Origin of the sequence: Pandoraea captiosa (assembly GCF_902459775.1) — a bacterium.
Lineage (GTDB): Bacteria > Pseudomonadota > Gammaproteobacteria > Burkholderiales > Burkholderiaceae > Pandoraea > Pandoraea captiosa.
Window position 1 is genome coordinate 1,154,388 of record NZ_CABPSQ010000002.1, and the last position, 26,739, is coordinate 1,181,126.

27 protein-coding genes are annotated in these 26,739 nt (G+C 64.2%); 16 read left to right on the forward strand and 11 right to left on the reverse strand.

What is annotated here, in order from left to right; translation table 11 throughout:
• Positions 1-308 precede the first annotated feature (308 nt).
• The 4 genes from rplM (at position 309) to erpA (ending at position 2,831) form a co-directional block, all read left to right on the forward strand.
• Entirely contained in the window at positions 309-737 is a 429-nt protein-coding gene (gene rplM, locus PCA31118_RS10395; RefSeq protein ID WP_010805091.1) for a 50S ribosomal protein L13, read from the forward strand.
• Between the two features lie 10 nt (positions 738-747).
• A complete protein-coding gene (gene rpsI, locus PCA31118_RS10400; RefSeq protein ID WP_044454227.1) occupies positions 748-1,143 on the forward strand; it encodes a 30S ribosomal protein S9 in 396 nt (131 codons plus the stop codon).
• 181 nt (positions 1,144-1,324) lie between these two features.
• Positions 1,325-2,368, forward strand: coding sequence for an N-acetyl-gamma-glutamyl-phosphate reductase (gene argC / locus PCA31118_RS10405; protein ID WP_150625104.1), 1,044 nt, complete (start codon positions 1,325-1,327; stop codon positions 2,366-2,368).
• 97 nt (positions 2,369-2,465) lie between these two features.
• Positions 2,466-2,831, forward strand: coding sequence for an iron-sulfur cluster insertion protein ErpA (gene erpA, locus PCA31118_RS10410; RefSeq protein ID WP_044454229.1), 366 nt, complete (start codon positions 2,466-2,468; stop codon positions 2,829-2,831).
• 183 nt (positions 2,832-3,014) lie between these two features.
• On the opposite strand, the gene PCA31118_RS10415 is transcribed toward erpA, so the two are convergent.
• From PCA31118_RS10415 to PCA31118_RS10430, 4 genes are all read right to left on the reverse strand, one after another.
• Entirely contained in the window at positions 3,015-4,181 is a 1,167-nt protein-coding gene (locus PCA31118_RS10415) for a trans-sulfuration enzyme family protein (RefSeq protein ID WP_150625105.1), read from the reverse strand.
• Between the two features lie 25 nt (positions 4,182-4,206).
• On the reverse strand, positions 4,207-4,728 hold the full coding sequence (locus PCA31118_RS10420; RefSeq protein ID WP_150625106.1) for an SET domain-containing protein-lysine N-methyltransferase: 522 nt from the start codon (positions 4,726-4,728) through the stop codon (positions 4,207-4,209).
• A gap of 206 nt (positions 4,729-4,934) precedes the next feature.
• Complete coding sequence (locus tag PCA31118_RS10425; protein WP_150625107.1) at positions 4,935-6,098, reverse strand: anhydro-N-acetylmuramic acid kinase; 1,164 nt, start codon at positions 6,096-6,098, stop codon at positions 4,935-4,937.
• Positions 6,099-6,220: 122 nt separating this feature from the next.
• Entirely contained in the window at positions 6,221-7,591 is a 1,371-nt protein-coding gene (locus PCA31118_RS10430) for a M23 family metallopeptidase (protein WP_150625108.1), read from the reverse strand.
• Positions 7,592-7,803: 212 nt separating this feature from the next.
• On the opposite strand from PCA31118_RS10430, the gene tyrS reads away from it, so the two are divergent.
• The 4 genes from tyrS (at position 7,804) to PCA31118_RS10450 (ending at position 11,206) form a co-directional block, all read left to right on the forward strand.
• Entirely contained in the window at positions 7,804-9,048 is a 1,245-nt protein-coding gene (gene tyrS, locus PCA31118_RS10435; protein ID WP_150625109.1) for a tyrosine--tRNA ligase, read from the forward strand.
• A 27-nt stretch (positions 9,049-9,075) separates the two neighbouring features.
• Positions 9,076-9,555 carry a D-aminoacyl-tRNA deacylase gene (gene dtd, locus PCA31118_RS10440; protein WP_150625110.1) on the forward strand — a complete coding sequence of 160 codons (480 nt, stop codon included), beginning with the start codon at positions 9,076-9,078 and terminating at the stop codon, positions 9,553-9,555.
• 195 nt (positions 9,556-9,750) lie between these two features.
• Entirely contained in the window at positions 9,751-10,377 is a 627-nt protein-coding gene (locus tag PCA31118_RS10445; protein ID WP_150625111.1) for a YbhB/YbcL family Raf kinase inhibitor-like protein, read from the forward strand.
• Positions 10,378-10,495: 118 nt separating this feature from the next.
• Entirely contained in the window at positions 10,496-11,206 is a 711-nt protein-coding gene (locus PCA31118_RS10450; RefSeq protein ID WP_150625112.1) for a histidine phosphatase family protein, read from the forward strand.
• 119 nt (positions 11,207-11,325) lie between these two features.
• On the opposite strand, the gene PCA31118_RS10455 is transcribed toward PCA31118_RS10450, so the two are convergent.
• The 3 genes from PCA31118_RS10455 to ruvC form a co-directional block, all read right to left on the reverse strand.
• Complete coding sequence (locus PCA31118_RS10455) at positions 11,326-12,312, reverse strand: oxygenase MpaB family protein (protein WP_150625113.1); 987 nt, start codon at positions 12,310-12,312, stop codon at positions 11,326-11,328.
• Between the two features lie 68 nt (positions 12,313-12,380).
• Entirely contained in the window at positions 12,381-13,451 is a 1,071-nt protein-coding gene (ruvB, locus tag PCA31118_RS10460) for a Holliday junction branch migration DNA helicase RuvB (RefSeq protein WP_150625114.1), read from the reverse strand.
• Positions 13,452-13,563: 112 nt separating this feature from the next.
• Complete coding sequence (gene ruvC / locus PCA31118_RS10465) at positions 13,564-14,106, reverse strand: crossover junction endodeoxyribonuclease RuvC (RefSeq protein ID WP_150625115.1); 543 nt, start codon at positions 14,104-14,106, stop codon at positions 13,564-13,566.
• A 209-nt stretch (positions 14,107-14,315) separates the two neighbouring features.
• On the opposite strand from ruvC, the gene PCA31118_RS10470 reads away from it, so the two are divergent.
• The 3 genes from PCA31118_RS10470 (at position 14,316) to PCA31118_RS10480 (ending at position 16,594) form a co-directional block, all read left to right on the forward strand.
• The gene (locus PCA31118_RS10470; RefSeq protein ID WP_150625216.1) at positions 14,316-14,732 is read left to right on the forward strand and encodes a CopD family protein; all 417 of its coding nucleotides are present in this window, start codon (positions 14,316-14,318) and stop codon (positions 14,730-14,732) included.
• 136 nt (positions 14,733-14,868) lie between these two features.
• Positions 14,869-15,489: a 2-hydroxychromene-2-carboxylate isomerase gene (locus PCA31118_RS10475; RefSeq protein WP_150625116.1), complete on the forward strand. Its 621-nt coding sequence runs from the start codon at positions 14,869-14,871 to the stop codon at positions 15,487-15,489.
• Between the two features lie 139 nt (positions 15,490-15,628).
• A complete protein-coding gene (locus PCA31118_RS10480; protein WP_150625117.1) occupies positions 15,629-16,594 on the forward strand; it encodes an NAD(P)-dependent oxidoreductase in 966 nt (321 codons plus the stop codon).
• A gap of 174 nt (positions 16,595-16,768) precedes the next feature.
• Here the strand turns inward: PCA31118_RS10480 and PCA31118_RS10485 are convergent, their stop codons facing one another.
• On the reverse strand, positions 16,769-17,614 hold the full coding sequence (locus PCA31118_RS10485) for a MurR/RpiR family transcriptional regulator (protein ID WP_150625118.1): 846 nt from the start codon (positions 17,612-17,614) through the stop codon (positions 16,769-16,771).
• 466 nt (positions 17,615-18,080) lie between these two features.
• Between PCA31118_RS10485 and edd the strand changes: the two genes are divergently transcribed.
• From edd to PCA31118_RS10510, 5 genes are all read left to right on the forward strand, one after another.
• Entirely contained in the window at positions 18,081-19,913 is a 1,833-nt protein-coding gene (gene edd, locus PCA31118_RS10490) for a phosphogluconate dehydratase (RefSeq protein WP_150625217.1), read from the forward strand.
• A 51-nt stretch (positions 19,914-19,964) separates the two neighbouring features.
• A complete protein-coding gene (gene eda / locus PCA31118_RS10495; protein WP_150625119.1) occupies positions 19,965-20,591 on the forward strand; it encodes a bifunctional 4-hydroxy-2-oxoglutarate aldolase/2-dehydro-3-deoxy-phosphogluconate aldolase in 627 nt (208 codons plus the stop codon).
• 200 nt (positions 20,592-20,791) lie between these two features.
• The gene (locus PCA31118_RS10500) at positions 20,792-22,147 is read left to right on the forward strand and encodes a GntP family permease (protein ID WP_044454253.1); all 1,356 of its coding nucleotides are present in this window, start codon (positions 20,792-20,794) and stop codon (positions 22,145-22,147) included.
• Positions 22,148-22,235: 88 nt separating this feature from the next.
• Positions 22,236-22,769, forward strand: coding sequence for a gluconokinase (locus tag PCA31118_RS10505; protein WP_150625120.1), 534 nt, complete (start codon positions 22,236-22,238; stop codon positions 22,767-22,769).
• Between the two features lie 50 nt (positions 22,770-22,819).
• Positions 22,820-24,130, forward strand: a complete 1,311-nt coding sequence (locus PCA31118_RS10510; RefSeq protein ID WP_150625121.1) for a THUMP domain-containing class I SAM-dependent RNA methyltransferase — start codon at positions 22,820-22,822, stop codon at positions 24,128-24,130.
• 55 nt (positions 24,131-24,185) lie between these two features.
• On the opposite strand, the gene PCA31118_RS10515 is transcribed toward PCA31118_RS10510, so the two are convergent.
• From PCA31118_RS10515 to PCA31118_RS10525, 3 genes are all read right to left on the reverse strand, one after another.
• On the reverse strand, positions 24,186-24,977 hold the full coding sequence (locus PCA31118_RS10515) for a 5'-methylthioadenosine/adenosylhomocysteine nucleosidase (RefSeq protein ID WP_150625122.1): 792 nt from the start codon (positions 24,975-24,977) through the stop codon (positions 24,186-24,188).
• Between the two features lie 183 nt (positions 24,978-25,160).
• Positions 25,161-26,603: an NAD(P)(+) transhydrogenase (Re/Si-specific) subunit beta gene (locus PCA31118_RS10520; protein ID WP_150625123.1), complete on the reverse strand. Its 1,443-nt coding sequence runs from the start codon at positions 26,601-26,603 to the stop codon at positions 25,161-25,163.
• Between the two features lies 1 nt (position 26,604).
• Positions 26,605-26,739 (reverse strand): proton-translocating transhydrogenase family protein (locus PCA31118_RS10525; protein ID WP_150625124.1); only part of this gene is annotated, 135 nt, incomplete at its 5' end.

The following is a 26,739-nucleotide window of genomic DNA, read 5'->3' on the forward strand; positions in this document are numbered from 1 at the left end:
AACTTCAGTCATTGGTTGTTGTGCTTTACAGCAACGCTGCAAGTGTCTCCTCCACCCTCCTCCTTTGGTGGATTTAACCCGGACCCCTTGAGGTTCGGGTTTTTTTTGTGCTCCCGGAAACGCCGTTTACCGGTGGGGCGTTTTTTCTGTATAATCAACGGCTTTTCCGGAAATGCCCACGGAAAAAGCATCAGGGAGAGCCTGCAAGCACAGGACTGCGCCATGTGACCCCGAGTTACCAGGACGCGGCCGGCAGACAAGCAGGAAGTTGGTGTTAATGGGGCAAACGCATTTTATTTGGATCGATCATGAAGACGTTTTCCGCTAAGCCGGCAGAGGTGACGCGCGAATGGTTTGTGATTGACGCGACGGACAAAGTCCTCGGCCGTGTCGCCAGCGAAGTGGCACGCCGTCTGCGCGGCAAGCACAAACCTGAATTCACGCCGCACGTTGATACTGGTGACTACATCATCATCGTCAATGCTGCCAAGCTGAAAGTCACGGGCGCAAAGCAAACTGACAAGAAGTACTACCGTCACACGGGTTACCCGGGCGGTATCTACGAAACCACGTTTGGCAAGATGCAAGAGCGTTTCCCGGGCCGCGCGCTCGAGAAGGCTGTGAAGGGCATGCTGCCGAAGGGTCCGCTGGGCTATGCGATGATCAAGAAGCTGAAGGTGTACGCCGACGGTAATCATCCGCACGAAGCGCAGCAACCGAAGTCGCTCGAGATCTAAGGGCCACGCCATGTTCAAAAACGATTGGAATTACGGCACCGGCCGTCGCAAGAGCGCTGTTGCTCGTGTGTTCATCAAGGCTGGCAAGGGCGACATCGTCGTCAATGGCAAGCCGATCAAAGAGTACTTTGCTCGTGAAACGTCGCTGATGATCGTTCGTCAGCCGCTCGAGCTGACCAACCACGGCGAAACGTTCGACATCAAGGTCAACGTTTCGGGCGGCGGTGAAACGGGTCAGGCTGGTGCGGTTCGTCACGGTATCACCCGCGCACTGATCGACTACGACGCGACGCTCAAGCCGACGCTGTCGAACGCTGGCTTCGTCACGCGCGATGCCCGTGAAGTCGAACGTAAGAAGGTTGGCTTCCACAAAGCCCGCCGTCGCAAGCAATTCTCGAAGCGTTAATCGCCACGAGTGCTTGTGGGTATCCGCTTCGGCGGATGCAAAAAAGGCCGCCTCGCGCGGCCTTTTTTCATTTTCGGACGCTGTGAACGCGATGCGGCGCGGGTTGCACCGGGTGCGTCACCGTCCCACAAGTGTCGCCGAAGCTTGATAGAATCGCGGTTCCGATTGAAAGGGGTAGGACATGGTCAAGGTAGGTATCGTAGGCGGCACCGGCTATACCGGTGTGGAGCTGCTCCGCTTGCTGGCGCAGCATCCGGAAGTGAAGTTGACGGCAATCACCTCGCGCAAGGAAGCGGGTACGCCGGTCGCCGACATGTATCCGAACCTGCGAGGCCGTGTCGACCTGGCGTTTTGCACGCCTGACGACGCTCGTCTCACCGACTGCGACGTGGTGTTTTTCGCAACGCCGCACGGCGTGGCAATGGCGCAGGCCCGCGAACTGCTGGCTGCCGGGGTGCGTGTGATCGACCTGGCGGCCGACTTCCGTCTGAAGGACACCGCGACGTTCGAGAAGTGGTATGGCATGCCGCATGCCTGCCCGGACATCCTCGAAGAAGCCGTCTACGGCCTGCCGGAAATCAACCGGGAGAAGATCAAGAGTGCGCGCGTGATCGGCCTGCCGGGCTGTTACCCGACGTCCGTGCAATTGGGTTATGCACCGTTGTTCGCGGGCGGGCGCAAGCTCGTCGATCCGAAACACCTGATCGCGGATGCCAAGTCCGGTGCCAGCGGCGCCGGCCGCAAGGGCGAGACGTCGCTGATCCTGGCGGAGACGGCCGACAACTTCAAGGCGTACGGCGTGAAGGGCCATCGGCACCACCCGGAAATCAAGCAGGGTCTCGAGGCGATTGCGGGCTACGACGTGGGCCTGACGTTCGTGCCCCACCTGCTGCCGACGATTCGTGGGATCCATTCGACGCTGTACGCAACGATTCTGCCCGAAGCGCGCGATACCGATTTTCAGGCGCTGTTCGAAACGTACTATGCCGGTGAGCCGTTCGTGGACGTCCTGCCGGCCGGTTCGATGCCGGAAACGCGTTGGGTGCGTGCGTCGAACTACGTGCGCATGGCGGTCCATCGCCCGAACAATGAAGACACGCTGGTGATCCTCGTGGTCGAAGACAATCTGGTCAAGGGCGCATCGGGCCAGGGCGTGCAATGTATGAATCTGATGTTCGGCCTGCCGGAGAACATGGGGCTGACCCATATTCCCGTACTGCCGTAACGGTATTTATCGTCACTAAGCCCTTGATTTTTCGGCCATCGGCACGATTTTGGGAATAGGGCTAGAATGACACCAAACCGATTTATGGAGATTTACGATGAGCGCACTGCTTGAGGACGCCGTCACGGAAATGCCCGCATTTCTGGTCTTTACCGACAGCGCGGCAGACAAGGTCAAGCAATTGATCGACGAAGAAGGCAATCCCGACCTGAAACTGCGCGTATTCGTGCAGGGTGGTGGTTGCTCGGGCTTCCAGTATGGTTTCACGTTCGATGAAGACGTCAACGAAGACGATACTGTGCTCGACAAGAACGGCGTGTCGCTGCTGATCGACTCGATGAGCTATCAGTACCTCGTTGGTGCCGAGATCGACTACAAGGAAGATATCAACGGCGCGCAGTTCGTGATCAAGAACCCGAACGCTACCACCACGTGTGGCTGCGGTTCGTCGTTCTCGGTCTGATCCGAGCATCGACCGTCGACCGAGGCCGCGGCGCAATGCCGTCGCCTCGGTGGCAAGCGATACGGAAAAACCCCTCGTCGAGGGGTTTTTTTGTGCCTGCGACGCCTGCGATGGAAGCGTCGGATAACATACGGGCTCACGCTCCGGCGCGCTAAATTAGTGAGTCAATAGCGCTCTCACCGGCTATCCGGCCGCCTCCAGTGCCTGCGACAGGTCGGCTTTGAGATCGTCTACGTGTTCGATGCCGACGGCGTAGCGGACCATGTCGTCCGGAATATCGTCTGTGCCGCACGGTGACGTTCGGGTGCCGCCCCACATCGTCGCCACGTGTATCGCGAGCGAATTGACGCCGCCAAGGCTCCCCGCGACCTGCGAAATCCGCAGGTTGTCGACCAGACGTCTGGCGGCAGCGGGCCCGGTTCTCAGGCGGAAGGTCAGCACCCCTCCGAATCCACGCATCTGTCGACAGGCCAGATCGAATTGCGGGTGAGAACGCAGCCCGGGATACCCGACACTGCTGACGTTCGGATGCCGGGAAAGAAAGCGGGCGAGGGCCAGCGCATTCCGATTGACCCGCTCCATCCGCACGGGAAAGGTGCGGATGCCACGCAAAAGCAGCCACGCATCCATGGGAGACAGCACCGATCCAAGTGTCACGTGGGTATGCCAGATGCGGTCCGCGAGCGCGTGACAGGTGCAGATCACCCCTCCGGTCAGATCGTGATGGCCGCCCAGATACTTGGTGGCGCTATGAATCACGATGTCGACGCCCATTGCGTGAGGCTGCTGATTCACCGGCGATGCAAAGGTGTTGTCGGCGACGGTGAGCACATGATGCGCTGACGCCATGGCCGCCACGGGCGCCATATCCGTCAATTCGAGTAGCGGGTTGGCAGGGGATTCGAGCACGATGAGTTTCGTATTTCGACGAATCGCCCGGACGAAAGCCAGGGGATCGGTCTGGTCGACGAGTGTTGACTCGACACCCAATCGTCTGAGCAGGCCGTCCAGCAGATTGGCCGTGCTCATGTAATGCCGCCGCTGGGCGATGACGTGGTCGCCCGCCCTGAGCAACGCAAGCAGCGTCGTGCACATCGCGCCCATGCCGGAGCCGGTCACGAGTGCGGTCTCCGTGCCCTCGAGGGCTGCCACGAGCGCCTTGACTCGCTCGTGAACCGGATTGCCATAGCGTGTGTAATTCTGCGGGTGCCGGGCCCGGGTCGACATCTCGAAGAAGTCCTGTTCGCCCGATGCGGCGAACACGGCGCTGTAGTGAATGGCGGGTGCGACGTCTTTCTCATCGCAGATGCCGCGGTCGCCGATGAGGGCGATGGTTTCTTTCCGGAACATTCGACGTCCCCGACGGCTTCGCTGCCTAAGCTCGCGTTTCGGCGCGAGTGTGCATCAGGTACGCCATGCCTTCTTCATTGGGCAGCTCTCTGAATCCCGTAATCCACTTTCGGCAACCGGGGGCGCCACATTGGCACTTGAATTGCCGCGCCAGCACCTCTTCAGTCGAGGCATAGTCGATCGTCAGAAACTCGCCCGCTTCGATGTCGCGCAACGCGAAGAGCTTGAGATGTTTCATGTCGAGCACCGTGGACGGCGAGCACGAGTGCAACAGCATGCCGGAGAAATGCGGGTCGTAAAGATGAGATGCCTCGCTCACCTGCAAGGTGTGCAGCTTGCGTTCGCTGGTCAGCACGCCTGTGATTTGGCTGACCAGTTCCGCCCGTCGAAAAGCCACTCGCGTTCGCACACCTCTGCCTTCGCTTTCGCCTTCGCTTTCACCTTTGCCGCTAAGGGCGTCGTTGCCGACGCGGCAAATCTCGAATTTGGTTTTCGACGGATAGCCGTCCCTTAGTAGTTCAAATAGATGAGAATCGTCTTTGCCCATGATGTTTGTCCACTTGGAAAGGTTCCGGGGATACGCCACAGCGCGCGGCGTCGACGTCTCAAGAGTGGCACGCAAGGGAAGGCGAGCGCCGAAATCGGGCGGCTTTTGGGGAAACCTCCGAGGTGTTCCGGTCACGTCGGGACGAGACCCATGGCTGGGTGTCGTCCCGATGCAAAAGTGGGACCGTCAGGGCCTGACGGTGAGACTTAATGTGGGTAGATGGCGCCCAGAATGCGCGGCCCTCTGGCGCCGGTCACGCAGGGGAGGTTGCCCGGGGCACGCGCCACGCACCGCTCGGCAAGCCACGCGAAGGCAAGGGCCTCCACCTGATGGGGTGGCACACCCAGCGCGTCGGTCGTCGTCACCTTCACGCCGGGCAGACGTGCCGCGATGGCTTGCATGAGCGCGACGTTGCGCGTGCCGCCACCGCAGGCGTAAAAGCCGCGGCAATCGGGTGCGTAACGCAAGACGTCGTTGGCCACACACTGTGCCGTCAGTGCCACGAGTGTGGCTTGCACGTCGACGGGCGCGACCGTTGGGAAAGCGCTGAGATGCGCGTCGAGCCACGCAGCGTGGAAGAGGTCGCGACCGGTGCTTTTGGGCGGTGTCCGGCTGAAATAGGGTTCGCTGAGCAGTGCGGCCAGCAACGCGTCATCGACGCATCCCCCCGCGCCCCAGGCCCCGCCGTCGTCGTAAGGTTTGCCGAGATGGCGAGAGGCCCAGCCGTCGAGCAGGGCATTGCCGGGCCCGCAGTCGAAACCGGACACCGGCAGGCCCACTGCGGCCGCAGGCAGGATCGTGATGTTGCTGATGCCGCCGAGATTGCACACCACGCGCGTCTCGTCAGCCGCCGAGAACACGGCCTGATGGTAGGCAGGCACGAGTGGCGCACCTTGCCCGCCGGCCGCCACATCGCGACTGCGAATATCGGCGACGACGTCGATGCCGGTCAGCTCGGCGAGAAGCGCGGGCGCGTTGAGTTGCCGCGTGTAACCGACCCCGTCGAATTCGCCGGGACGGTGGCGGATCGTCTGGCCATGGGCGCCGATGGCGATCACCTCGGACGCGCGCAGGCCCGCTGCCGCGAGCAACTGCGCAACGCATTGGGCATAAACACGCGCCAGTGCGTTCGCTGCCAGCGCTTCGCGATGCAATTCGTTGTCCGACGGCGCCTGAAGCACCATCAGCGTCTCGCGCAACTCGTTCGGGAAAGGCAGGTAGGCTTCGGCAAGCACGCGGCCATCGGACGAGGCCACAAGGACGCCATCGACGCCGTCCAGACTGGTGCCGGACATCAGGCCGATGTAGTGAGCAGAGGCGGTCGTCACCTCAGTGGGCGCAGTGGACGCAGTGGGGTGGGTGTCGGTCATGGGCGCAGCGCGATCGTACGGGAAGCCGGAGGCGAAAATCGCGCACCGCGCGGGGTCAACGTGTTTCGCTTGTACGTGATGTACGCGACACGTTCCCCGCGCAGTGCGGACTCCAGCATACCTTAATCGCGTTCGGCGACTTGCACCGTGCGCATCAGATCGATGCGTTTGAGCAGGTTCTCGGCGTACATGTCGAACAGCTTCAGCCGATTGCCCGAGAGCGGTGCGACGGCCGCCACGTCCGTGGCGAACGGGTTGCGCGGCACGCCGTTCAGGCGCAGTTCGTAGTGAAGGTGCGGGCCGGTGGCCCAGCCCGTCTGACCCACGAAGCCAATGACCTGGCCCTGCGTCACACGCGTGCCGGGTTTCATCCCCTGACCGAAGCCGGAAAGATGGGCGTAGCGCGTTTGATAGTTGCCCGCATGCTCGATTTCGACCAGATTGCCGTAACCGTTCTGCGTGCCGACGAACCGGACCACGCCGTCGCCCGCCGCGAATACGCGTGTGCCGACAGGCGCTGCCAGATCCACGCCTTCGTGCTTCTTCCACTTGTGCGCGAACGGATGCTCGCGCCCGCCGAAGGCTGACGAAATCCGGGAGAACTCGACAGGCGTGCGCAGGAAAGCCTGCTTCAGGTTGCGTCCGTCGAACCCGTAGTACGCGCCCTCGGGCGAGCCCTGGGGATCGGCGTACCAGATGGCCTGATGCGTCTTGCCCTGATTGATGAATTCGATGGCGAGGACGCGACCGGTGCGAACCGTGCGGTCCTGCTGCTTGACCACTTCGTACACGAGGCGGAAGCGATCGCCTCGGCGCACGTCGCGCTGGAAGTTGATCACGCCGGAGAAGATGTTCACCATCTGCGCGACGACAGCATCGGGCACGCCCGCATCGTCCATCGCCGTGAAGAAGTTGTCGGCAATCGCACCGGAGCGCATGGCCCATTCGGTGTCGTTGGCCAACTGCTCCATGCGTGCGCGCAGACGACCGTCGTCGTTGCGCTCGATCACCAGTTGCTGCGCGGCGGCGCTGCCGGTCGAGAGCACGGTGGAGAGCGTGACGAGCTTGCCGTCGTCGTCGGTTTCCGCCTGTACGACCTGCCCTGCGGGCACGCCGATCAGACGCCGGGCGACGGCATTCTCGCGAATGAACTTCTCGGCGGCGGGGTCCTGGATCGACAGGCGCGAAAGCATGTCCCCGAGGGTTTCGCCGCGCCGCAGCGCCACTTGATGGATAAAGGTCTGGGATTGCGCGTCGAGCTGCTGGATCTGATGGGCCAGGTCGGGGAAGGTGAGCGGCAACGTCACGCTCGCACCGTTGCGTGCCGAATCCGGCACCATCGGTGCCACGCCGAAAGCGGTCACCATTCCCAACGTCAGGGCCGAACCGACCGTTGCCACGATTTGCACCTTTCTGCGACGGTGCTTCGGCTGCGTGGGATCGATCAGGGTCAGCAGTTCACGCGCAAAAAAATCACGGAGTTTTGGCCACATCACGTAAAATTCTGCGCAACTTACGAAAAAGCCCGGGCGGAGCGACACGCTTCGAGATTGCCTGCCGGAATTTCCGGGGCAACCCGGCGTCGCTTCGGCCCGAGCCGAGAATTGAGCGGCGATTATAGCAGACCCGCCGCTGCCTCAGCCTCGATTTTGCCTTTACTGACTGGATAAGGGGAAACCCCCAAGCCAGTCTGGACAATGATGTTATGACAAGTGAACACCCACTCACCTCGGATAAGAAGTACCCCGTGACCGATGCCGCGCGCGCTGCGCTGGCCATCGCCAAGCGCGGTTGCGACGAACTGCTCGTGGAAGAGGAGTTCCTGCAAAAGCTGGCGCGCAGCGAGGCGACCGGCAAGCCGCTGCGCATCAAACTGGGTCTCGATCCGACCGCGCCCGACATTCACATCGGTCACACGGTGGTGCTCAACAAGATGCGCCAGTTGCAGGATCTGGGGCATACCGTCATCTTCCTGATCGGCGACTTCACCTCGCTGATCGGCGACCCGTCGGGCCGCAACAGCACGCGCCCGCCGCTCACGCGCGAGCAGATCGAGACGAACGCCAAGACCTATTTCGAACAGGCCGCGCTGGTGCTCGATCGCGAAAAGACCGAAATACGCTACAACAGCGAATGGTCCATGAAGCTGGGCGCCGACGGCATGATCAAGCTCGCGTCGCGCTACACCATGGCGCGCATGCTCGAGCGCGAGGACTTCACGAAGCGTTTCCAGGGCGGCGTGCCCATCGCCATTCACGAATTCCTGTATCCGCTCATGCAGGGCTACGATTCCGTGGCACTGGAGTCGGATCTGGAGCTCGGCGGCACGGACCAGAAGTTCAATCTGCTGGTCGGTCGCGAATTGCAGAAGCAATACGGGCAGGAGCCGCAGTGCATTCTGACGATGCCGTTGCTCGAGGGGCTGGACGGCGTCGAGAAGATGTCGAAGTCCAAGAACAACTACATCGGCATCAGCGAGAAGCCGAGCGAGATGTTCGGCAAGCTGATGAGCATCTCCGACGATCTGATGTGGCGTTACTACGAGCTGCTGTCGTTCCGCACGCTCGAAGAGATCGCGCAACTGCGCAAGGATGTCGAAGGCGGTCGCAATCCGCGCGACGTGAAGGTGCTGCTCGGTCAGGAGATCGTGGCGCGCTTCCACTCGCAGGCGGACGCCGAGCGCGCGCTCGAAGACTTCAACGCCCGCGCGAAGGGTGGCGTGCCGGACGACATTCCGGAAGTTTCCCTTGATGGCGCACCGTTGGGCATCGCTCAACTACTCAAGCAGGCGGGTCTCGTGCCCTCGACGTCGGAAGCCAACCGCAACATCGAACAGGGCGGCGTGCGTATCGACGGCGAAGTGGTGTCGGACAAGGGCGCGAAGATCGACGCCGGCACCTACGTCGTGCAGGTCGGCAAGCGCCGTTTCGCCCGCGTCACGCTCGCGTAAGCGGGCGGCGTTGTCAGAGGAACGGCGATGATCGCGCTCATTCAGCGTGTGCTCGAAGCGGCGGTTACGGTCGATGGCCGGATCGTGGGCGCGATCGGGCCGGGCCTGCTTGCCCTGGTGTGTGCCGAGCGCGGCGACACCGAGGCGAGCGCGGACAAGCTCCTTGCGAAGTTGCTCGCCTACCGCGTGTTCTCGGATGAGGCGGGCAAGATGAACCGCAGTGTGTCGAGCCTCGACGGTAAAACGGACGGCACCGGCACGGCGGGCGGTTTGCTGCTCGTCTCGCAGTTCACGCTGGCCGCCGATACCAACAGCGGCACGCGGCCAAGCTTTACGCCCGCGGCCAGTCCGGCCGACGGCAAACGGTTGTTCGATCACTTCGTCGCGCAAGCGCGGGCGCGCCATCCCATCGTGGAAACCGGCGAGTTCGGTGCGCACATGCGGGTTTCGCTCGTCAACGACGGACCGGTGACGTTCTGGTTGCAGACGCGGCCCGAGGCTGCCTGATCGTCTCGCTGACCTCTCCTCTTCTCTTCTCTCCTGTCTCTCAGGCACTCGTTGCACCGGAAAATGCCGGGCGCGTACCGGCCTGCCATCTCGAAAATCGCTCGGAATCGTCCTGAAGTCCCGGGGGCAGTGCACGCGATTCGCAACGGTGTGATACCGTCTTCAGGTTCTGAAATCACTGCTTGGGAGAATCTGATGAAAGTCTGGAGTGACTCGTTTGCCGACAACGCCCCGATCGATGCGCAGTTCGCCTTCGGCAAACCGGACGCACAGTCGCACGTTGCGCTGTCGCAGAACAAGAATCCCCATCTCGCCTGGTCCGACGTGCCCGCCGGCACGCGCTCGTTTGTCGTGATCTGTACCGACAGCGACGTGCCCAGCCAGGGCGACGACGTCAACAAGGAGGGTCGTGAAGTCCCGGCAGATCTGCCGCGCGTCGATTTCTTCCACTGGGTGCTCGTCGACGTGCCGGCATCGGCCAGCGAGATTCCGGCCGCGAGCCACAGCAATCACGTCACGCCGCGCGGCAAGTTCGGTCCGGATGCGCTCGATGGCATGCGTCACGGGGTGAACGACTACACCGCGTGGTTCGCCGGCGACGAGTCCATGAAGGGTGACTACTACGGCTATGACGGCCCGTGCCCGCCCTGGAACGACTCGATCGTCCACCACTACCATTTCACCGTGTATGCGCTCGACGTCGCACGCGTGCCGCTCGACGGCCGCTTCGACGGTAACGATGTGCTCGCGGCAATCAAGCCCCACGTGCTGGGCAGCGCGACCGTGACCGGCACCTACACGCTCAATCCGAAGGCGCACTGAACCCGACTGAACCCGACTGAGCCCGACTGAGCCCGGCGGGTCACCGGTCCCGCGCGCGTCACGCGCTCGGCTCACGCTCGGCTTCCTGTCCTCCTTTCACGTAATTGCACCGACTTCGATGACTTGCACGACCACCACCCTGACCCTGATTCGTCACGGCGAGACCGACTGGAACCGCGTCAAGCGGATTCAGGGGCACACCGATATTCCGCTATCGGTCGAGGGGCAGCGTCAGGCAGTGTTGCTGGGCGAGCGCATCGCGCGTGAAGTCGCTGCACAGGGCAGCGTGTTCGATCACGTCTTGACCAGTGACTTGCAGCGTGCGGTCCAGACGGCGGCGCCTGTCGCCCTGGCGTGCGGCTTGCCGCTCGTGCGCACGGCGCGTCTTCGTGAGCGCCACTACGGCGTGTTCGAGACACATGTGCCGGACGAGATTCAGGCGGCATTTCCCCGAGATTACGCGCAGTGGCAGACCCGCGATCCGGACTTCGTGATTCCGGGCGGCGAGTCGATGCGCGCCTTCTATGCGCGTGTCACCGAGTTCATTGCGCAAGTCCTTCGCGATTACGCGGGGCAGCGTGTGGCGCTCGTCGCGCACGGCGGTGTGCTCGATTGCAGCTATCGACTCGCCACGGGGCTTGCGCTCACCGAGCCGCGCGCGTATCCGTTGCTCAATGCGAGCGTGAACCGTCTGTCGCACGATGGTGAGCGTTGGCATGTGCTGAGCTGGGGCGATGTCGCGCATCTGGATGATGCGGTGCGCGACGAGAGCAACGACAAACCGGTCGCCGTGGCGGCGGGGGATCGCGTCGATCCGCGCGTTGTGTAAACACGCGGATGAGGGTGGCGAATGCTGCCTTTGTGCTGCCTTGTGCTGCCTTGTGCTGCCTTGTGCCGCCTTTATGCCGCATTCGCGGCCGCGCCCGGCCTGCGCCGTCGCGCAACTTTCTAACGTTCCAGAGACGGTTCCGTCACCACGACCGCAGGTGGCGCCAGCGCACGACGTCGTGCGCGATGCGCCACGCTGTTACGCATCGACCAGCGGGCGATCTGCGCCATGTGGCGCACGGCCGGGCGCACTGTCAGGCGACGAATCGTTGCGCGATCCTCGAAGCCGAGCATCGTCTGCGCCCAGTCGGGCAGCAGATCGAGGCCCGCGCGAAACAACAGTCCACTGAACACCCGAGCGCCGGCGAACGGCGCGGGCAGATGGCGCAGCACGCGCACGACTTCCGCCGTGCGATCGCTCGCGCTCAGACAGGGACGCATCGCTTCGAGATAGTCCTGGATCTGCGCGACGCTCGTGGGCACGTCACGCGCGCCGAGCGCGATCGCAATGCGTGCCACTTCCGCGTAGTAACGATCCTGATCGGCGCGCGAGAACGTCGGGTCCTTGTAGACGAGATAGCTGCGCAGGAAACTCGACGTTTCCGCCACGTGCACCCACGTCAGCAGCGCCGGATCGTAGGCGGCATAGGCGCGTCCGTCCGGCGCGGTACCTTTGACCTGCAAATGGATGCGACGCACGCGTTCGAGCAGCGCCTGCGCGTCCGCCGTGTTGCCGAACGTCGTGCCGCCGATGAACGTGGCGGTGCGGCGCAGGCGGCCCATGACGTCCTGCCTGAACGTCGAGTGATCCCAGACACCGGCCATGGCGAGTGGATGTAGCGATTGCAGCAGCAGAGCGCTCACGCCGCCAATCATCATGGCGGTGAAATCGCCATGCACGTGCCAGCACGCGGCATCGGGCCCGAACAGGCCGGGGTCGCCGTCAGGGGTGTCGTAGTTCAGTCGCGGGGCGCCGGGGCCCGAGGTGAGGCTCACGAGGCGCATGGCGATGGCGTGACGCAGGTGGCCCGACACCCCCACGACCGGGCCGGCGGGCCGCAGGGGCGTTGCCGGAGGCGGTGTCGGGAGGTCGTCGTGCGAAGCCATATCGGGGGATGTGGAGCGCACAACGGTGCGCGAAATCGTGAGGGAAAGGGAAGGCGGGGGCGGTGCGACTATTGCCCCGTTGCGTCCGGCGACCAGAGCGAACCGCTCTCCGGCGTGCTGCCCGGCGCAGCGAGTCCAAAGTGACGGTAGGCCGCCAACGTGGCGACGCGCCCGCGCGGCGTGCGTTGCAGGAACCCTTGCTGGATCAGGTACGGCTCGATCACGTCTTCGATCGTATCGCGCTCTTCGCCAATGGCGGCAGCGAGGTTATCGACCCCGACCGGGCCGCCATCGAACTTGTGCAGTACCGCTTCGAGCAGCTTGCGGTCCATCACGTCGAAGCCGACAGGGTCGACATCGAGCATCGACAGTGCGGCGTCCGCCACGGCGGCCGTGATACGGCCGTCGGCCTTCACTTCGGCGAAGTCACGCACACGGCGCAGCAGGCGGTTGGCGATACGCGGCGTGCCGCGTGCACGACGCGCGATCTCGAACGCACCGTCGTCGGCAATGACCGCGCCGAGCAGGCCCGCCGAGCGACGTACGATACCCGCGAGCTCTTCGGCCGTGTAGAACTCCAGGCGCGCCACGATCCCGAAGCGATCGCGCAGCGGGTTCGTGAGCATGCCGGCGCGCGTGGTCGCCCCCACGAGCGTGAACGGCTGGAGATCGAGCTTGACGCTGCGCGCGGCCGGACCTTCGCCGATCATGATGTCGATCTGATAGTCCTCGAGCGCCGGATACAGAATTTCCTCGACGACCGGCGAGAGCCGGTGGATTTCGTCGATGAACAGGACGTCGTTGGCTTCAAGGTTGGTGAGCAGGGCTGCGAGATCGCCCGGACGCTCCAGCACCGGCCCGGACGTCTGGCGCAGATGCACGCCCATTTCGCGGGCGATGATGTGGGCGAGCGTCGTCTTGCCAAGACCCGGCGGGCCGAAGAGCAACACGTGGTCGAGCGGTTCCGAGCGCTTGCGGGCCGCCTCGATGAAGATTTCGAGCTGTTCGCGCACCTTGCGCTGGCCGACGTATTCGTCGAGCAGCTTGGGGCGCAGGGCGCGCTCGAAAGCTTCTTCGTTGGGCGAGGCCGGGGTCGGCGCAATGATGCGTTCGGCGGCGAGTTTGTCGGTTTCGATCATGGCTGCATTGTAGCGCTTCGGACGTCGCTTGCCGGGCCAGGTGCGGCCAGGGCACGGGAAAAAGCGTCGCCACGCCGGATCCCGGCAACGCCGGCGCCGGGCGCGCGGGACCTCAGCCCACCAGACGTCCGCGTTTGACGCGCAGCCCCTTGGCCGCGAGCGCCGGGGAGACCTCGGCGAGCGCGGCGTACGTCTCGCCGCTGTGCGCGTGGCAGATGGCCACACCGAGCGCGTCGGAGGCGTCCTTGCCCGGCGTGCCGGTGAGGGTGAGCAGACGGGTCACCATCTCCTGCACCTGCTCCTTGCGGGCGCGGCCGTAGCCGACCACCGCCTGTTTGAGTTGCATCGGGGTGTATTCGAAGACTTCCAGTCCGCCCACGGACAGCGCCGTGATCGCCGCACCGCGTGCCTGACCGAGCAGCAGCGTCGATTGCGGGTTGACGTTGACGAACACCTTTTCGATGGCGGCCTGATCGGGCCGGTAAGTGTCCACCAGTTCCGCCACGCTCTCGAAGATGATGCGCAACCGGGCGGGCAGGGTGCCGTCGCCGGTACGGATGACGCCGCTCGTCACATACTGCAGACGGTTGCCGTGCTTTTCGAGTACGCCAAAACCGGTGACGCGCAGGCCGGGGTCGATGCCAAGAATTCTCATGCGGGGGCCGATGACCGGCGTGCTGCGCCGATGCGGGCAAAGAAGCCAATATGGCCCGTATTCTGTCACACCCGCGCCGGGTCGCGTCGATTTGCCGCAGGCCCGTCGCGCCGGCAGGCGACGCACTGCGCATCGCGAGACAGCGGATTGTTGTACATTGCTTGCTGTTCAAAATATTCGACGGCCTGCGCTCGGGCCGCCCGTCTCCGATGCTCTGGATCAAAGCGCTTCACATCGTTTTCGTCGCTTCATGGTTTGCCGGCCTGTTCTATCTGCCGCGCATTTTCGTCAACCTGGCGATGGAGAGCGATCCGGCGGCGACGCAACGTCTGCTTCTCATGGCGCGCAAGCTCTATCGTTTCATGACGATTCTCGCCGTTCCCGCCCTCGCTTTCGGACTGATCCTCTGGCTGTATTACGGTATCGGTCGCCACGGTGGCTGGCTGCACGCCAAGTTGCTGATCGTCGTGCTGCTCATCGGGTACCACCATGCCTGCGGGAGTCTGCTGCGCAAGTTCGAAAACGGGCGCAACACCCGCTCGCACCGGTGGTACCGCTACTTCAACGAGATCCCCGTGCTGGGGCTGCTCGGGGCGGTCATCCTTGCGGTGGTCAAACCGTTCTGAGCGCATTCCTGAGCGAAGGCCCGCATGTCGGGCCTTCGTCGTTTTGCGGTGCACCCGCCACATCGTCACGCTTCAAGAAGCGCTGACCTTGCGCGCTAACCCCAAGCGCCATTCGCGATAGCTAGAGGAGTCTGCCGTGAGTCTGACCTGCGAGTATTTTCTGGCGACGCAGTCGCCGTATGTGTATCTGGGGCATGCGCGCTTCGTCGCGCTGGCGCGTCGCTACGGCGTGCAGATCCAGCTCAAGCCCATCGATCTCGGGCGCATCTTCAGCGGTTCGGGCGGCCTGCCGCTTGCCAAGCGGGCGCCGCAGCGTCAGGCGTATCGTCTGGTGGAACTGGCGCGCTGGTCGAAGTACCTGAACGTGCCGCTCAATCTCGAACCGAAGTTCTTCCCGGTCTCCGGCGATCCGGCGGCGCGTCTGGTCATCGCGACCCAGCTTGCGCACGGTACCGACAAGGCGCTCGACCTGATCGGCGCCGTCTCGAAGGCGCTGTGGGTGGACGAGCGCAACATCGCCGACGACGCCACGCTGCAAGCCGTGGCCGACAGTCTGTCGCTCGACGGCAAGTCGTTGCTCGCCGCGTCGAACGGCGCCAGTGTGCAGGCGGCCTACGACGCGAACACCGACGACGCAGCGCGCGCCGGCGTGTACGGCGCGCCGTGGTTCGTCTTCGAGGGCGAGCCGTATTGGGGACAGGACCGCCTCGATTTTCTCGAACGCGCCTTTGCCGAGGCCAGCGGCAGGACGGGCTAAGCGGCGAAGTTCGACGCTGACCCGGCGCCGACACGGCGCTGATCGGCGTTGCTCGGCATTGATCGGCACAGAACATTTCAGCCGCAGCCACAGGCTTGACGTGCAATCGCGCAGCGGCAACCCTCCAGGAGTCAACAGCATGAGTCGTCCGGAAGTTGTGTTGTACAAAGGTGTACCGCCAGACGTGCGGGCCCGGTTGGCCGAGCACTTTTCGCTCACCGAATTCGACGGCGTGAACGACGCGAATCGCGCTGCGTTCGCGGCGGCGCTCGGTCGTGCGCAGGGCGCCATCGGCGTGGGAGTGAACGTAACGCCCGAGTTGCTGGACGGCGCGCCGAACCTGCGCGCCTGGGCCACGATCTCGGTGGGCTACGATCAGTTCGACGTGCCGGACCTCACGCGTCGCGGCATCAAACTGATGAATACGCCTGACGTACTGACGGAAACCACGGCGGATACCGTCTTCGCACTGGTGCTCTCGAGCGCACGCCGTGTGGTCGAACTGGCCGAACTCGTGAAGGCCGGGGGCTGGAAGGCCAGTCTTGGCGAGGCGTATTTCGGCACCGACGTGCACGGCAAGACGCTCGGCATCGTCGGCATGGGCCGCATCGGCGGTGCGGTGGCGCGCCGCGCGGCGCTGGGCTTCGGCATGAAGGTGCTGTATAGCAACCGCTCGCGCAATGAAGCCGCAGAAAAGGCGTATGGCGCGCAATATCGCACGTTGCCCGAGTTGCTCGCGCAGGCCGATTTCGTCGTCACGCTCGTGCCACTGTCGCCGGCGACCGAACGCCTGATCGGCGCGGCCGAATTCGCGCAAATGAAGCGCGGCGCCATCTTCATCAACGCCGCGCGTGGCAAGGTGATCGACGAGGCGGCGCTCATCGATGCGCTGGCGTCGGGCCATTTGCGCGCTGCCGGTCTCGACGTATTCGAGCGTGAGCCGGTTCCGGTGGACTCGCCGTTGCTGAAGATGCAACAAGTGGTGGCGCTGCCGCACATCGGTTCGGCCACGCATGAAACGCGTCATGCAATGGCCGCTTGCGCGGCCGACAATCTGATTGCCGCACTCACCGGCAAGCCGCTGCAAAACGTTGTGAACGCGTAAATAGAGCCACGTTCGACGTAACGTCGAACGCAAGGTTGAACGCAACGCGGCGATGACAAAAGGGCGACGCGCCGATCCGGCACGCCGCCCTTTTTTCGTTCCTCATCCGTGCGCTGACGTCACATCACGTCACATCACATCGCATCACGTCAAGTCTGAGCACGTCATTTGGCATCACTTGGCATCGTTGGACGTGCGCCGCCGATTGATGACTTCCTTCGCACGTGCGAGTTGCGAGGGCAGCCGGTCGCCGAGCCGCAGCGCCATGCCGACGGCGAGCACGTCGCCGATGGCCAGATGCGCGATGCGCGACGTGAGCGGCGAGTAGACGTCGGTGTCTTCGTCGACATCGGCGAACAAGGCCACCGTGGCCTGACGCGCCAGCGGCGAATTGCTGTGCGTGATCGCAATCACGCTTGCCCCGGCCGAGCGCGCGAGCATCGCGGCTTCGAGCAGGTCCTGCGTGCGCCCGGTATTCGAGATGGCGACGACGACGTCTGCCGGTCCCAGCAGCGCTGCGGACATGCCGTAGACGTGCGGATCGTTGTAGGCCACGGTGGGCACGCCGAGCCGAAAGAACTTGTGCTGCATGTCCTGTGCGGCGATGCCCGACGCCCCTGCGCCGTAGAACTCGATGCGACGCGCCCCGGCAAGCAGTTCGATGGCCTGCCCGATGCTGTCGGGCGAGAGATTGTTGCGCACCTGCATGAGGCTGCCGATGGTGCGGTCGAGCACCTTGCTGGCGATGCCGGGCACGGGTTCGTCCGGGCGCACGTCGCGGTGCACGAACGGCACGCCCTGGGCAATGCCCTGTGCCAGCCGTATCTTGAATTCGCGATAACCGCTGCATCCGACCGCCTGGCAGAAGCGGGCAATCGTCGGCTGGCTCACGCTGGCGCGCTCGGCGAGTTCGTTCATCGACAGATCGACGACTTCGCGCGGCGCGTCCAGCACATAGGTCGCAAGCTTGCGCTCGGATGGGCGCAATTGGGTCAGCGTGGCTTCGATTCGGTTAAGCATGGGCAGGCAGGCACCAACAAAAGCAGACGCGTTGCGATGCCCGCAACGCGTCGTTCCCCGTATGGCCGATGTGACGCTCCGATGCCCATGAGCGGTCAGGGCGTGACGGACGAGGCAAACCGGCTTGTCAGGCGCCCACTATAGCACCCGCATGTCCTGTCTCAGTGGCCCGCGCACAAGCCCGCCACGCGCCGAAGGATGTTAGAAATGTACAAAAACTACAAAAATACGGCATTTCGCATTATGGATTGATGTTTCTCTATACGACAGAAATTCACGTAAGTAGCCGAAATAACTCAGTAAAACCCCGAATGCCGACGCCTTTCGATTGATGGGATGTAGAATTTCTACTAAACTCCGCTCCCAATCGTGTCCGGATCGCATCCCGGTCGCACCCCAATCACACTTCGTGGCCGTCGCCCGGGGTGTCTTGCAATCCTGTTTCCGGCGCGCACATTTCAGCATGATGTCTGAGCAACCGAAGCCCCTGCATCCGACCGTACTGGCCGTTACCGCGCGGATCGCCGCGCGCAGCCGTGACACGCGCGCGGCGTATCTGGCCCGCATCGCGGCGAGCGCCGGTCGTTTTCCGCAGCGTGGCACGCTCTCCTGCGCCAATCTCGCGCACGGCTTCGCCGCCATGCCTGCGAACGACAAGCTGATGCTGCGCGAGCAGCGTCGTCCGAACGTTGGCATCGTCACCGCCTACAACGACATGCTCTCGGCGCATCAGCCGTACGAGCAGTATCCGGCGCGTTTGCGCGAGGCCGCGCGCAAGCTCGGCGCCACGGCGCAGGTCGCGGGCGGCGTGCCCGCCATGTGCGATGGCGTCACGCAAGGCAATGCGGGCATGGAACTCTCGCTGTTCTCGCGCGAAATCATCGCGATGAGCACGGCCGTGGCGCTCGCGCACAATATGTTCGACGCGGCGCTGATGCTCGGCGTATGCGACAAGATCGTGCCGGGACTCGTGATCGGCGCGTTGCAGTTCGGCCATCTGCCGACGATTTTCGTGCCGGCCGGCCCGATGGCGAGCGGTCTGTCGAATGACGAGAAAGCCCGGATCCGCCAGTTGTACGCCACCGGTAAAGTGGGCCGCGACGCGCTGCTCGAAGCCGAGTCGCAGGCGTATCACAGTGCCGGTACGTGCACGTTCTACGGCACCGCCAACAGTAACCAGCTCCTCATGGAAATCATGGGCCTGCACCTGCCCGGCGCGGCCTTCGTGCATCCGCACACCCCGCTGCGCGACGCTCTGACCGACGCGTCGCTCGCGCGCGTGCTTGCCATCGGCGCGGATACGCCCGATTACACCCCGGTCGGTCACGTGGTCGACGAACGCGCCGTCGTCAACGGCATCGTCGGTCTGCTCGCCACTGGCGGCTCGACCAACCACACGCTGCATCTGGTGGCGATGGCCCGCGCGGCGGGCGTCATTATCGACTGGGACGATTTCGATGCGCTCTCGGCCATCGTGCCGCTCATGGCGCGCGTGTATCCGAACGGCAAGGCGGACGTGAACCATTTCCACGCCGCGGGCGGCATGGGCTTTCTGATCGGCGAACTGCTCGACGCCGGCTTGCTGCACGACAACGTCAAGACGGTGGCCGGCCCGGGACTGTCCCGCTATCGCGCCGAGCCATGGCTCTCGCCCGAAGGGCTGGCGTGGCGCGCCGGTAGCGCCTACAGTGGTGATCGTGACGTCTTGCGCGGCCACGCCGAGCCGTTCGCCCCCGACGGCGGATTGCGGCTCATGCATGGCAATCTGGGGCGCGGCGTCATCAAGGTGTCGGCAGTCAAGCCGGAACATCGGCGCGTGGCGGCAACGGCACGCGTATTTACTTCGCAGGAAGCGGTCCAGGCCGCGTTCGACGCAGGCGAGCTGCGTCGCGACGTGGTCGTGGTATTGCGCGGCCAGGGGCCGCGCGCCAACGGCATGCCCGAGTTGCATCGCCTCACCCCGCTGCTCGGTGTCTTGCAGGACGAAGGATTCGCCGTGGCACTCGTGACGGATGGCCGGATGTCCGGGGCGTCGGGCAAGGTGCCCGCCGTGATCCACGTGTCGCCCGAAGCGGCGGGCGGTGGCCCGCTCGCCCGCGTACGCGACGGCGATCTGATCGTGCTCGACGCGAACGCCGGCATGCTGCACGCCGAGGTGTCCCCGCAGGTATGGGCCGAGCGCGACATCGCGCCGGTGCCGGACTCGGGCGAGGACACCGGACGCCTGCTCTTCGGCCATATGCGGGCGGCCGTCGGCGCGGCGGAGGCGGGCGCTTCCGTGTTCTTCGGTACCGAGTGACGACGCGCCATCTGCCTTCGGCCATCCGTCACTGCATTCAAGGAAAACGTAATGGACATCAATGACATCGTTCGTGCCGGCCCCGTGGTTCCGGTGCTCCAGTTCGATAACGTCGAGCAGGGCGAGCAGGTCTCGCGCGCATTGCTCGCCGGCGGCGTGCGAGTCCTCGAAATCACGCTGCGCACGCCGGCGGCGATGGACGTCATCCGCCATGTGGCGGGGCTGTCCGACGAACTGATCGTGGGCGTGGGCACGCTCACGCGCCCGGAGGAGATGGCGCAGGCCGTGGCGGCCGGCGCGCGCTTCGGCGTGTCGCCGGGCTATACGCCGACGCTGGGCGCGGCGGCCAAGGCTGCCGGTCTGCCGCTGCTGCCGGGCGTGGTCACACCCTCGGACATTCTCGCGGCGCTCGCCGACGGTTACGAGACCGTGAAGTTCTTCCCGGCTGAACCGTCCGGCGGCGTGCCGATGCTCAAGGCGCTGTACGGGCCGTTCCGCCAGATGCGTTTCTGTCCGACGGGCGGTATCAGCGCCGAGTCGGCGCCGTCGTACCTGGCGCAGCCGAACGTGGTGTGCGTGGGCGGCTCGTGGCTGACCCCCAAGGCGCTGGTCGACGCGAAGGACTGGGACGGCATCACGCGTCTGGCCCGCGCGGCGAGCGCGCTGCCACGCGCCTGAGTGCATCGGTTATGCGCCCCACGTCGGGCGAATGACCGTAGCAATGGACCGCGCTTAACACGCTTCAGGCATCACGCTTCAGGCATCACGTATCACGTCGCAACGGCAAGGCAATGCCGGCATCAACGAAAACAGGATTCCAATAAACGGGCGCAAGCCCAACGGGCATCCGCCCATCTAGCCAAACGAGGAGACCCCCCATGGTCGCGGTGCAAGGCAACTTGCTGCTGGTGTACGCGCTTGTCGCGGTAATCGCGCTGATCCTGATGATCGCGCGTTTCAAACTGAATCCGTTCATCACGCTGATCGTCGTCTCGCTCGTGCTCGGGCTGGCGGTGGGCATGCCGATGGGCGGTATCGTCAAGGCATTCGAGACGGGCGTGGGCAACACGCTGGGGCACATTGCACTGGTGGTCGGGCTTGGCACGATGCTCGGCAAGATGATGGCCGAGTCCGGGGGCGCCGAGCGTATCGCGCGCACGCTCATCGGGTTCTTCGGTGAGAAGAACGTGCACTGGGCCATGGTCGTGATCGCGTTCATCGTCGGTCTGCCGGTGTTCTTCGAAGTCGGCTTCGTGCTGCTGATTCCGATCGCGTTCAACGTCGCGAAGCGCACCGGCACCTCGATGGTGCTCGTGGGCATTCCGATGGTCGCCGGTCTGTCGGTCGTGCACGGCCTGATTCCGCCGCACCCGGCGGCGCTGCTGGCGGTCACTGCTTATAACGCCGACATCGGGCACACGATCATGTACGCGCTGATCGTCGGCATTCCGACGGCGGCCATCGCCGGTCCGCTGTTCGCCAAGCTCATGGCGCGCCACGTGGTGCCCAATCCGGACAATCCGCTGCTCTCGCAATTCGTCGAAGCGGACCGTCCGATGGACAAGCTGCCGGGCTTCGGCATCACGCTGTTCACGATCTTGCTGCCGGTCATTCTGATGCTCATCGGTAGCTGGGCCGATCTGTTCTTCGCGCCGAAGACGTTCGCAAACGACTTCCTGCGTCTGATCGGCAACTCGGTGATGGCGTTGCTCATTGCCACGCTCGTGAGCTTCTTCACGTTCGGCAAGCAGCGCGGTTTCAATCGCGACCAGATTCTCAAGTTCACGAACGAGTGTCTCGCACCGATCGCCACGATCACGCTGGTCGTGGGCGCCGGTGGCGGTTTCGGGCGTATCCTCATGGATAGCGGCGTGTCGAAGGCGATCGTCGACGTGGCGAACAACGCTCACCTCTCGCCGCTGCTGCTGGGTTGGCTGGTGGCGGTGCTGATCCGGATCGCGACGGGGTCGGCAACCGTCGCCATGACGACGGCGTGCGGCATCGTCGCACCGATTGCGGCGGCGGCCGGCTCGACGGTCAAGCCGGAGCTCATGGTGCTGGCCACGGGCGCGGGCTCGCTGATTTTGTCGCACGTGAACGACGGCGGCTTCTGGCTGGTCAAGGAATACTTCAACATGACCGTGCCGCAGACCTTCAAGACCTGGACGGTTTGCGAGACGATCATTTCGGTGGTCGCGTTGCTGCTCACGCTTGGCCTGGCTACGGTGGTTTGAGGCGAGGCGAGGCGGGGAGGCGGAGATGCAGGGCGCACGGCAAGAGCAACACGCCGACGTGAGTCGGCACGGAACAAGGAGACGAGCCATGATCGTCGTGGTAATGGGCGTATCGGGCAGCGGCAAGAGCACGGTCGGGCAGAAGCTCGCCGACCGGCTGGGCTGCGGGTTTTCCGACGCGGATTCGTTTCACAGCCCCGCGAACATCGAGAAGATGCGTCGCGGCGAGGCGCTCAACGACGAGGACCGCGCACCGTGGCTTGCCGCGATTCGCGAGGCCATCGTTGCGCGCCGTGTGGCGGGACGTCATCACGTGTTCGCGTGCTCGGCCTTGCGCGAGCGCTATCGCGATGTGCTGGGCGAGCATGATGGCGACGTCGTGTTCGTGTATCTCAAGGGCGCGCCCGAGGTGATCGGCGAGCGTCTTGCCTCGCGCTCCGGGCATTTCTTCGATCCGGCGTTGCTGCAAAGCCAGTTCAACACGCTGGAAGAACCGCGCGACGCGCTCATCATCGACATTCGCGAGTCGCCCGACGCCATCGTCGAGACCCTGCTGCACAAACTCGCCGCCTGCCCCGGCGGCGCGCCGCTCACGTCCGCCGGGTCGGCACGCGTACAATAGCGGTTTCTTCTTCTGCGCCGGCGCTTCGCGCGCCGGTCGTACGCATCATCATGGCTTCCTTCGAATTCTTCGCACCCTGTCCTCGCGGACTGGAAGAGGCGCTTGCCGCCGAACTCGCAGAATTGGGGCGTCTCGCTCCGATCTCGGTCGGCAAACAGGTGCCAGGCGGCGTGCATTTCGCCGGTCCGTGGGCAGCCGGCATGGCGGCCAACCTGCATTCGCGCATTGCCAGCCGTGTGCTGCTTCGTGTGGCGCAGCAGGGCTATCGCACCGAGCAGGACATTTACGAGTTCGCCCTGCGCCAGCGCTGGGAGGACTGGTTCGGCTATCAGCAGACGTTGCGTGTCGACGTCACCGGCATCAAGGCGCCGGTGCGCAGCCTCGAATTCGTCACGTTGCGCATCAAGGACGCCGTGTGTGACCGGCTGCGCGAGAAGACCGGCGCGCGCCCGAACATCGACACGATGCAGCCGGACGTGCGCGTGTTCGCTTTCCTCACGGCAACCGACGTCACCATTTATCTCGATACTTCGGGAGAGCCGTTGTTCAAGCGCGGCTGGCGTCTGGACAAGGGCGCGGCCCCGCTGCGCGAGAACCTCGCCGCAGGCATTTTGCGTCTGGCCGGCTGGCGCACCGATACGGCGGCGGACATGGTGCTGTACGACCCGATGTGCGGCAGCGGCACGTTCCTCGCGGAAGCCGCGCAGATCGCGCTTGGCATTCCGGCGGGGGCGGGACGTCGTTTCGGCTTCGAAAAGCTCAAGGGCTACGACATCACGGCATGGCAGTCGCTGAAGGTGCAGGCAAGCGACGCCCAGCGCGATGCGCGTGTGCGCGGGGTGCCCAACACGATTTTCGGCAGCGACATCTCCGGTGACATGCTGGTCAAGTCGCGCGCCAATCTTGAGCGCGCCGGCGTGGGTGACATCGGCCTCAAGCAGGTGGATGCGCGCGATATGTCGCCGCCGGTGGATCGCCCGGGGATCATCGTCGCGAACCCGCCGTACGGCGAGCGTATCGAGGTGCGCGGTCGCCGTGCGCCGCGCGATGCCGACGATGGCTATTCGCCCGACGTTCAGGGCAATCGCGGCGGTTTCCAGCGCAATCAGCCGGACGGCGTCGATGCCGAATTCTTCCGTGCGTTCGGCGACGCGCTCAAGCAACGTTTCACCGGCTGGAGCGCTTTCCTGCTGACGGCCGACATGAGCCTGCCAGGGCAGATGCGCTTGCGCGAATCGCGCCGCACGCCGCTGTACAACGGCGCGCTGGAATGCCGTCTGTTCCGTTTCGATCTGATTGCCGGTTCCGTGCGCAAGCGCCCGGGCGACGCGCAGAGCAAGCACGACGGCGACGAAGCTTAAGCCTCGCCCGGCGTCGTGCAGGCGATGAGAAGACCGGCCACTGGCCGGTCTTTTTTCATGGGCGTGACGGTGGGTGTGACGGTGGGTGTGCCGGGCGCGACCTCAGGAAGCGGCGCAAAATGCCGTGCGAATAGTGGCTCGCCACTTCACGCAGAAAGCGGGGGAAATCGACGTGGGCCGTATCGTCGGCGGCGTCCGACAGCGTACGCATCACGGCAAACGGAATGCCGTATTCGTGACATACCTGTGCGACGGCCGCGCCTTCCATTTCGACCGCAAGCGCTTGTGGCAGATGGCCGCGCAGCAACGTCACTTCATTGGCGCTGGAGACGAACCGGTCGCCGCTCGCGATTTGTCCGACGTGCACGCGCGGCGCGGCCATCTGCCATTGCGCACGCCATTCGGCGCTCACCTGTTCATGCAGTTCTTCGGCGAGCCAGTCGCGCGCGGCCTGCGCGAGGGCGTCGCGCAGGGCGGACTCGGCGTTGAACGACGCACGCCCGAGCAGCGGAATTTCGTAACGGGGGAAGAGCGGGCTGGCGTCCATGTCGTGTTGTGTGAGCGTGTCCGCAATCACCACGTCGCCTACTGCGAGGCCATGCGCCAGGCCGCCCGCAACGCCGGTGAAGACGAGTTCCCTCACGTCGAAACGGTGAATCAGCGCCGTCGTCGTTGCCGCGGCCGCCACCTTGCCGATACGGGCGAGCACGATGACGCAATCGTGGCCGTGGAGTTTGCCCACGTAGTAGTCACGCATGCCGATGTGCTCGACGTGAGCGCCGGGGGCCATTTCTGCGAGCAGATCGGCAATTTCTTCGTGGAGCGCGGCGACGATGCCTAGCGTCATGATGCAGGACTCGATTGACTGGGGAAACCTGACTGGGCCGTTGGCGACGTCGTCGTGCCAACACCGAGCGCGCATTGTAGCGCGGGGCCGCACCCGATGATGGCGTGCGGCCCCGCGAGGTCGCCGCCCTTGCGTCGGCGCGCAGGGCGGTGTGGATGCGAATGCGTCAGGCGGGGGCGAGGGTCAGTCGACCGCCTTGACCATCTCTTCGACGACCTTCTTCGCGTCGCCAAAGACCATCATGGTCTTGTCGAGGTAGAACAGTTCGTTATCCAGCCCGGCGTAACCCGCGGCCATGGAGCGCTTGTTGACGATGATCGTCTTGGCCTTGTAAGCCTCGAGAATCGGCATGCCTGCAATCGGTGACGCCGGGTCATTTTTCGCGGCCGGGTTCACCACGTCGTTGGCGCCCAGTACCAGCACCACGTCCGTCTGACCGAATTCGCCGTTGATCTCGTCCATCTCCAGCACCTGGTCGTACGGCACTTCGGCCTCCGCGAGCAACACGTTCATGTGACCCGGCATGCGGCCTGCGACCGGGTGGATCGCATAACGCACGCTCACCCCCTTCTCGATGAGCTTGTCGGTCAACTCCTTGAGGGCGTGCTGTGCACGTGCCACGGCCAGACCGTAACCCGGCACGATCACCAGCGATTCGGCGTTGCTCATGAGGAACGCGGCGTCATCGGGCGAGCCGGATTTGACCGGGCGCTGCTGTTGGGCGCCACCGGCTGCCGCAGCCCCCGGCGTTGCGCCGAAGCCGCCCAGGATCACGTTGAAGAACGAGCGGTTCATTGCCTTGCACATGATGTACGACAGAATCGCGCCCGACGAGCCCACGAGCGAACCCGCGATGATCAGCATGGGGTTGTTCAGCGAGAAGCCGATGCCTGCGGCGGCCCAGCCCGAGTACGAGTTCAGCATCGAGACCACGACCGGCATGTCCGCGCCGCCGATCGGGATGATGATGAGCACGCCGAGCACGAAGGCAATGGCCGTCATCAAAATGAACGGCAGCCAGCTTTGCGACAGGAAGAAGATGACGCCAAAGCCGAGCATCGCGATGGCGAGCAGCAGGTTGATCGTGTGCTGTCCGGTGAACTGCACCGGCGCGCCCTGGAACAGACGGAACTTGTACTTGCCCGAGAGTTTGCCGAATGCGATGACCGACCCGGAGAACGTAATCGCGCCGACGAACGTGCCGATGAACAGCTCGATGCGGTTACCCGGCGGCAGGAAGGTTTCGCCTGCGGGCACGATACCGAATGCGGCAGGCTCTGCCACGGCCGCGACCGCGATACACACCGCCGCCAGACCGATCAGCGAGTGCATCGCCGCGACCAGCTCCGGCATCTTCGTCATTTCGACCTTGCGCGCGACGAAGGCGCCGATGCCGCCCCCGACCACGAGACCTGCGAGGATCAGCGCGAGCCCCGAGTAGTTGCCGCCCATCAGACGACGCAACTCGTAAATCAGGGCAATCGTCGTGACGGCGGCAATGGCCATGCCGATCATGCCGAACGCGTTGCCACGTCGCGCCATCTTCGGATTGGAAAGCCCCTTGAGCGCCTGAATGAAGCAGATCGACGCGACCAGATACAACAGCGTCACAAGATTCATACTCATGTCAGTGCGCTCCCTTTGCTGCCGTTTCATCGTTGGCCGCCTTTGCAGGGGCCTTGTCCTTTTTCTTGAACATCTCGAGCATGCGCTGGGTGACGAGGAAGCCCCCGAACACGTTCACGGCGGCAAGCGCCACGGC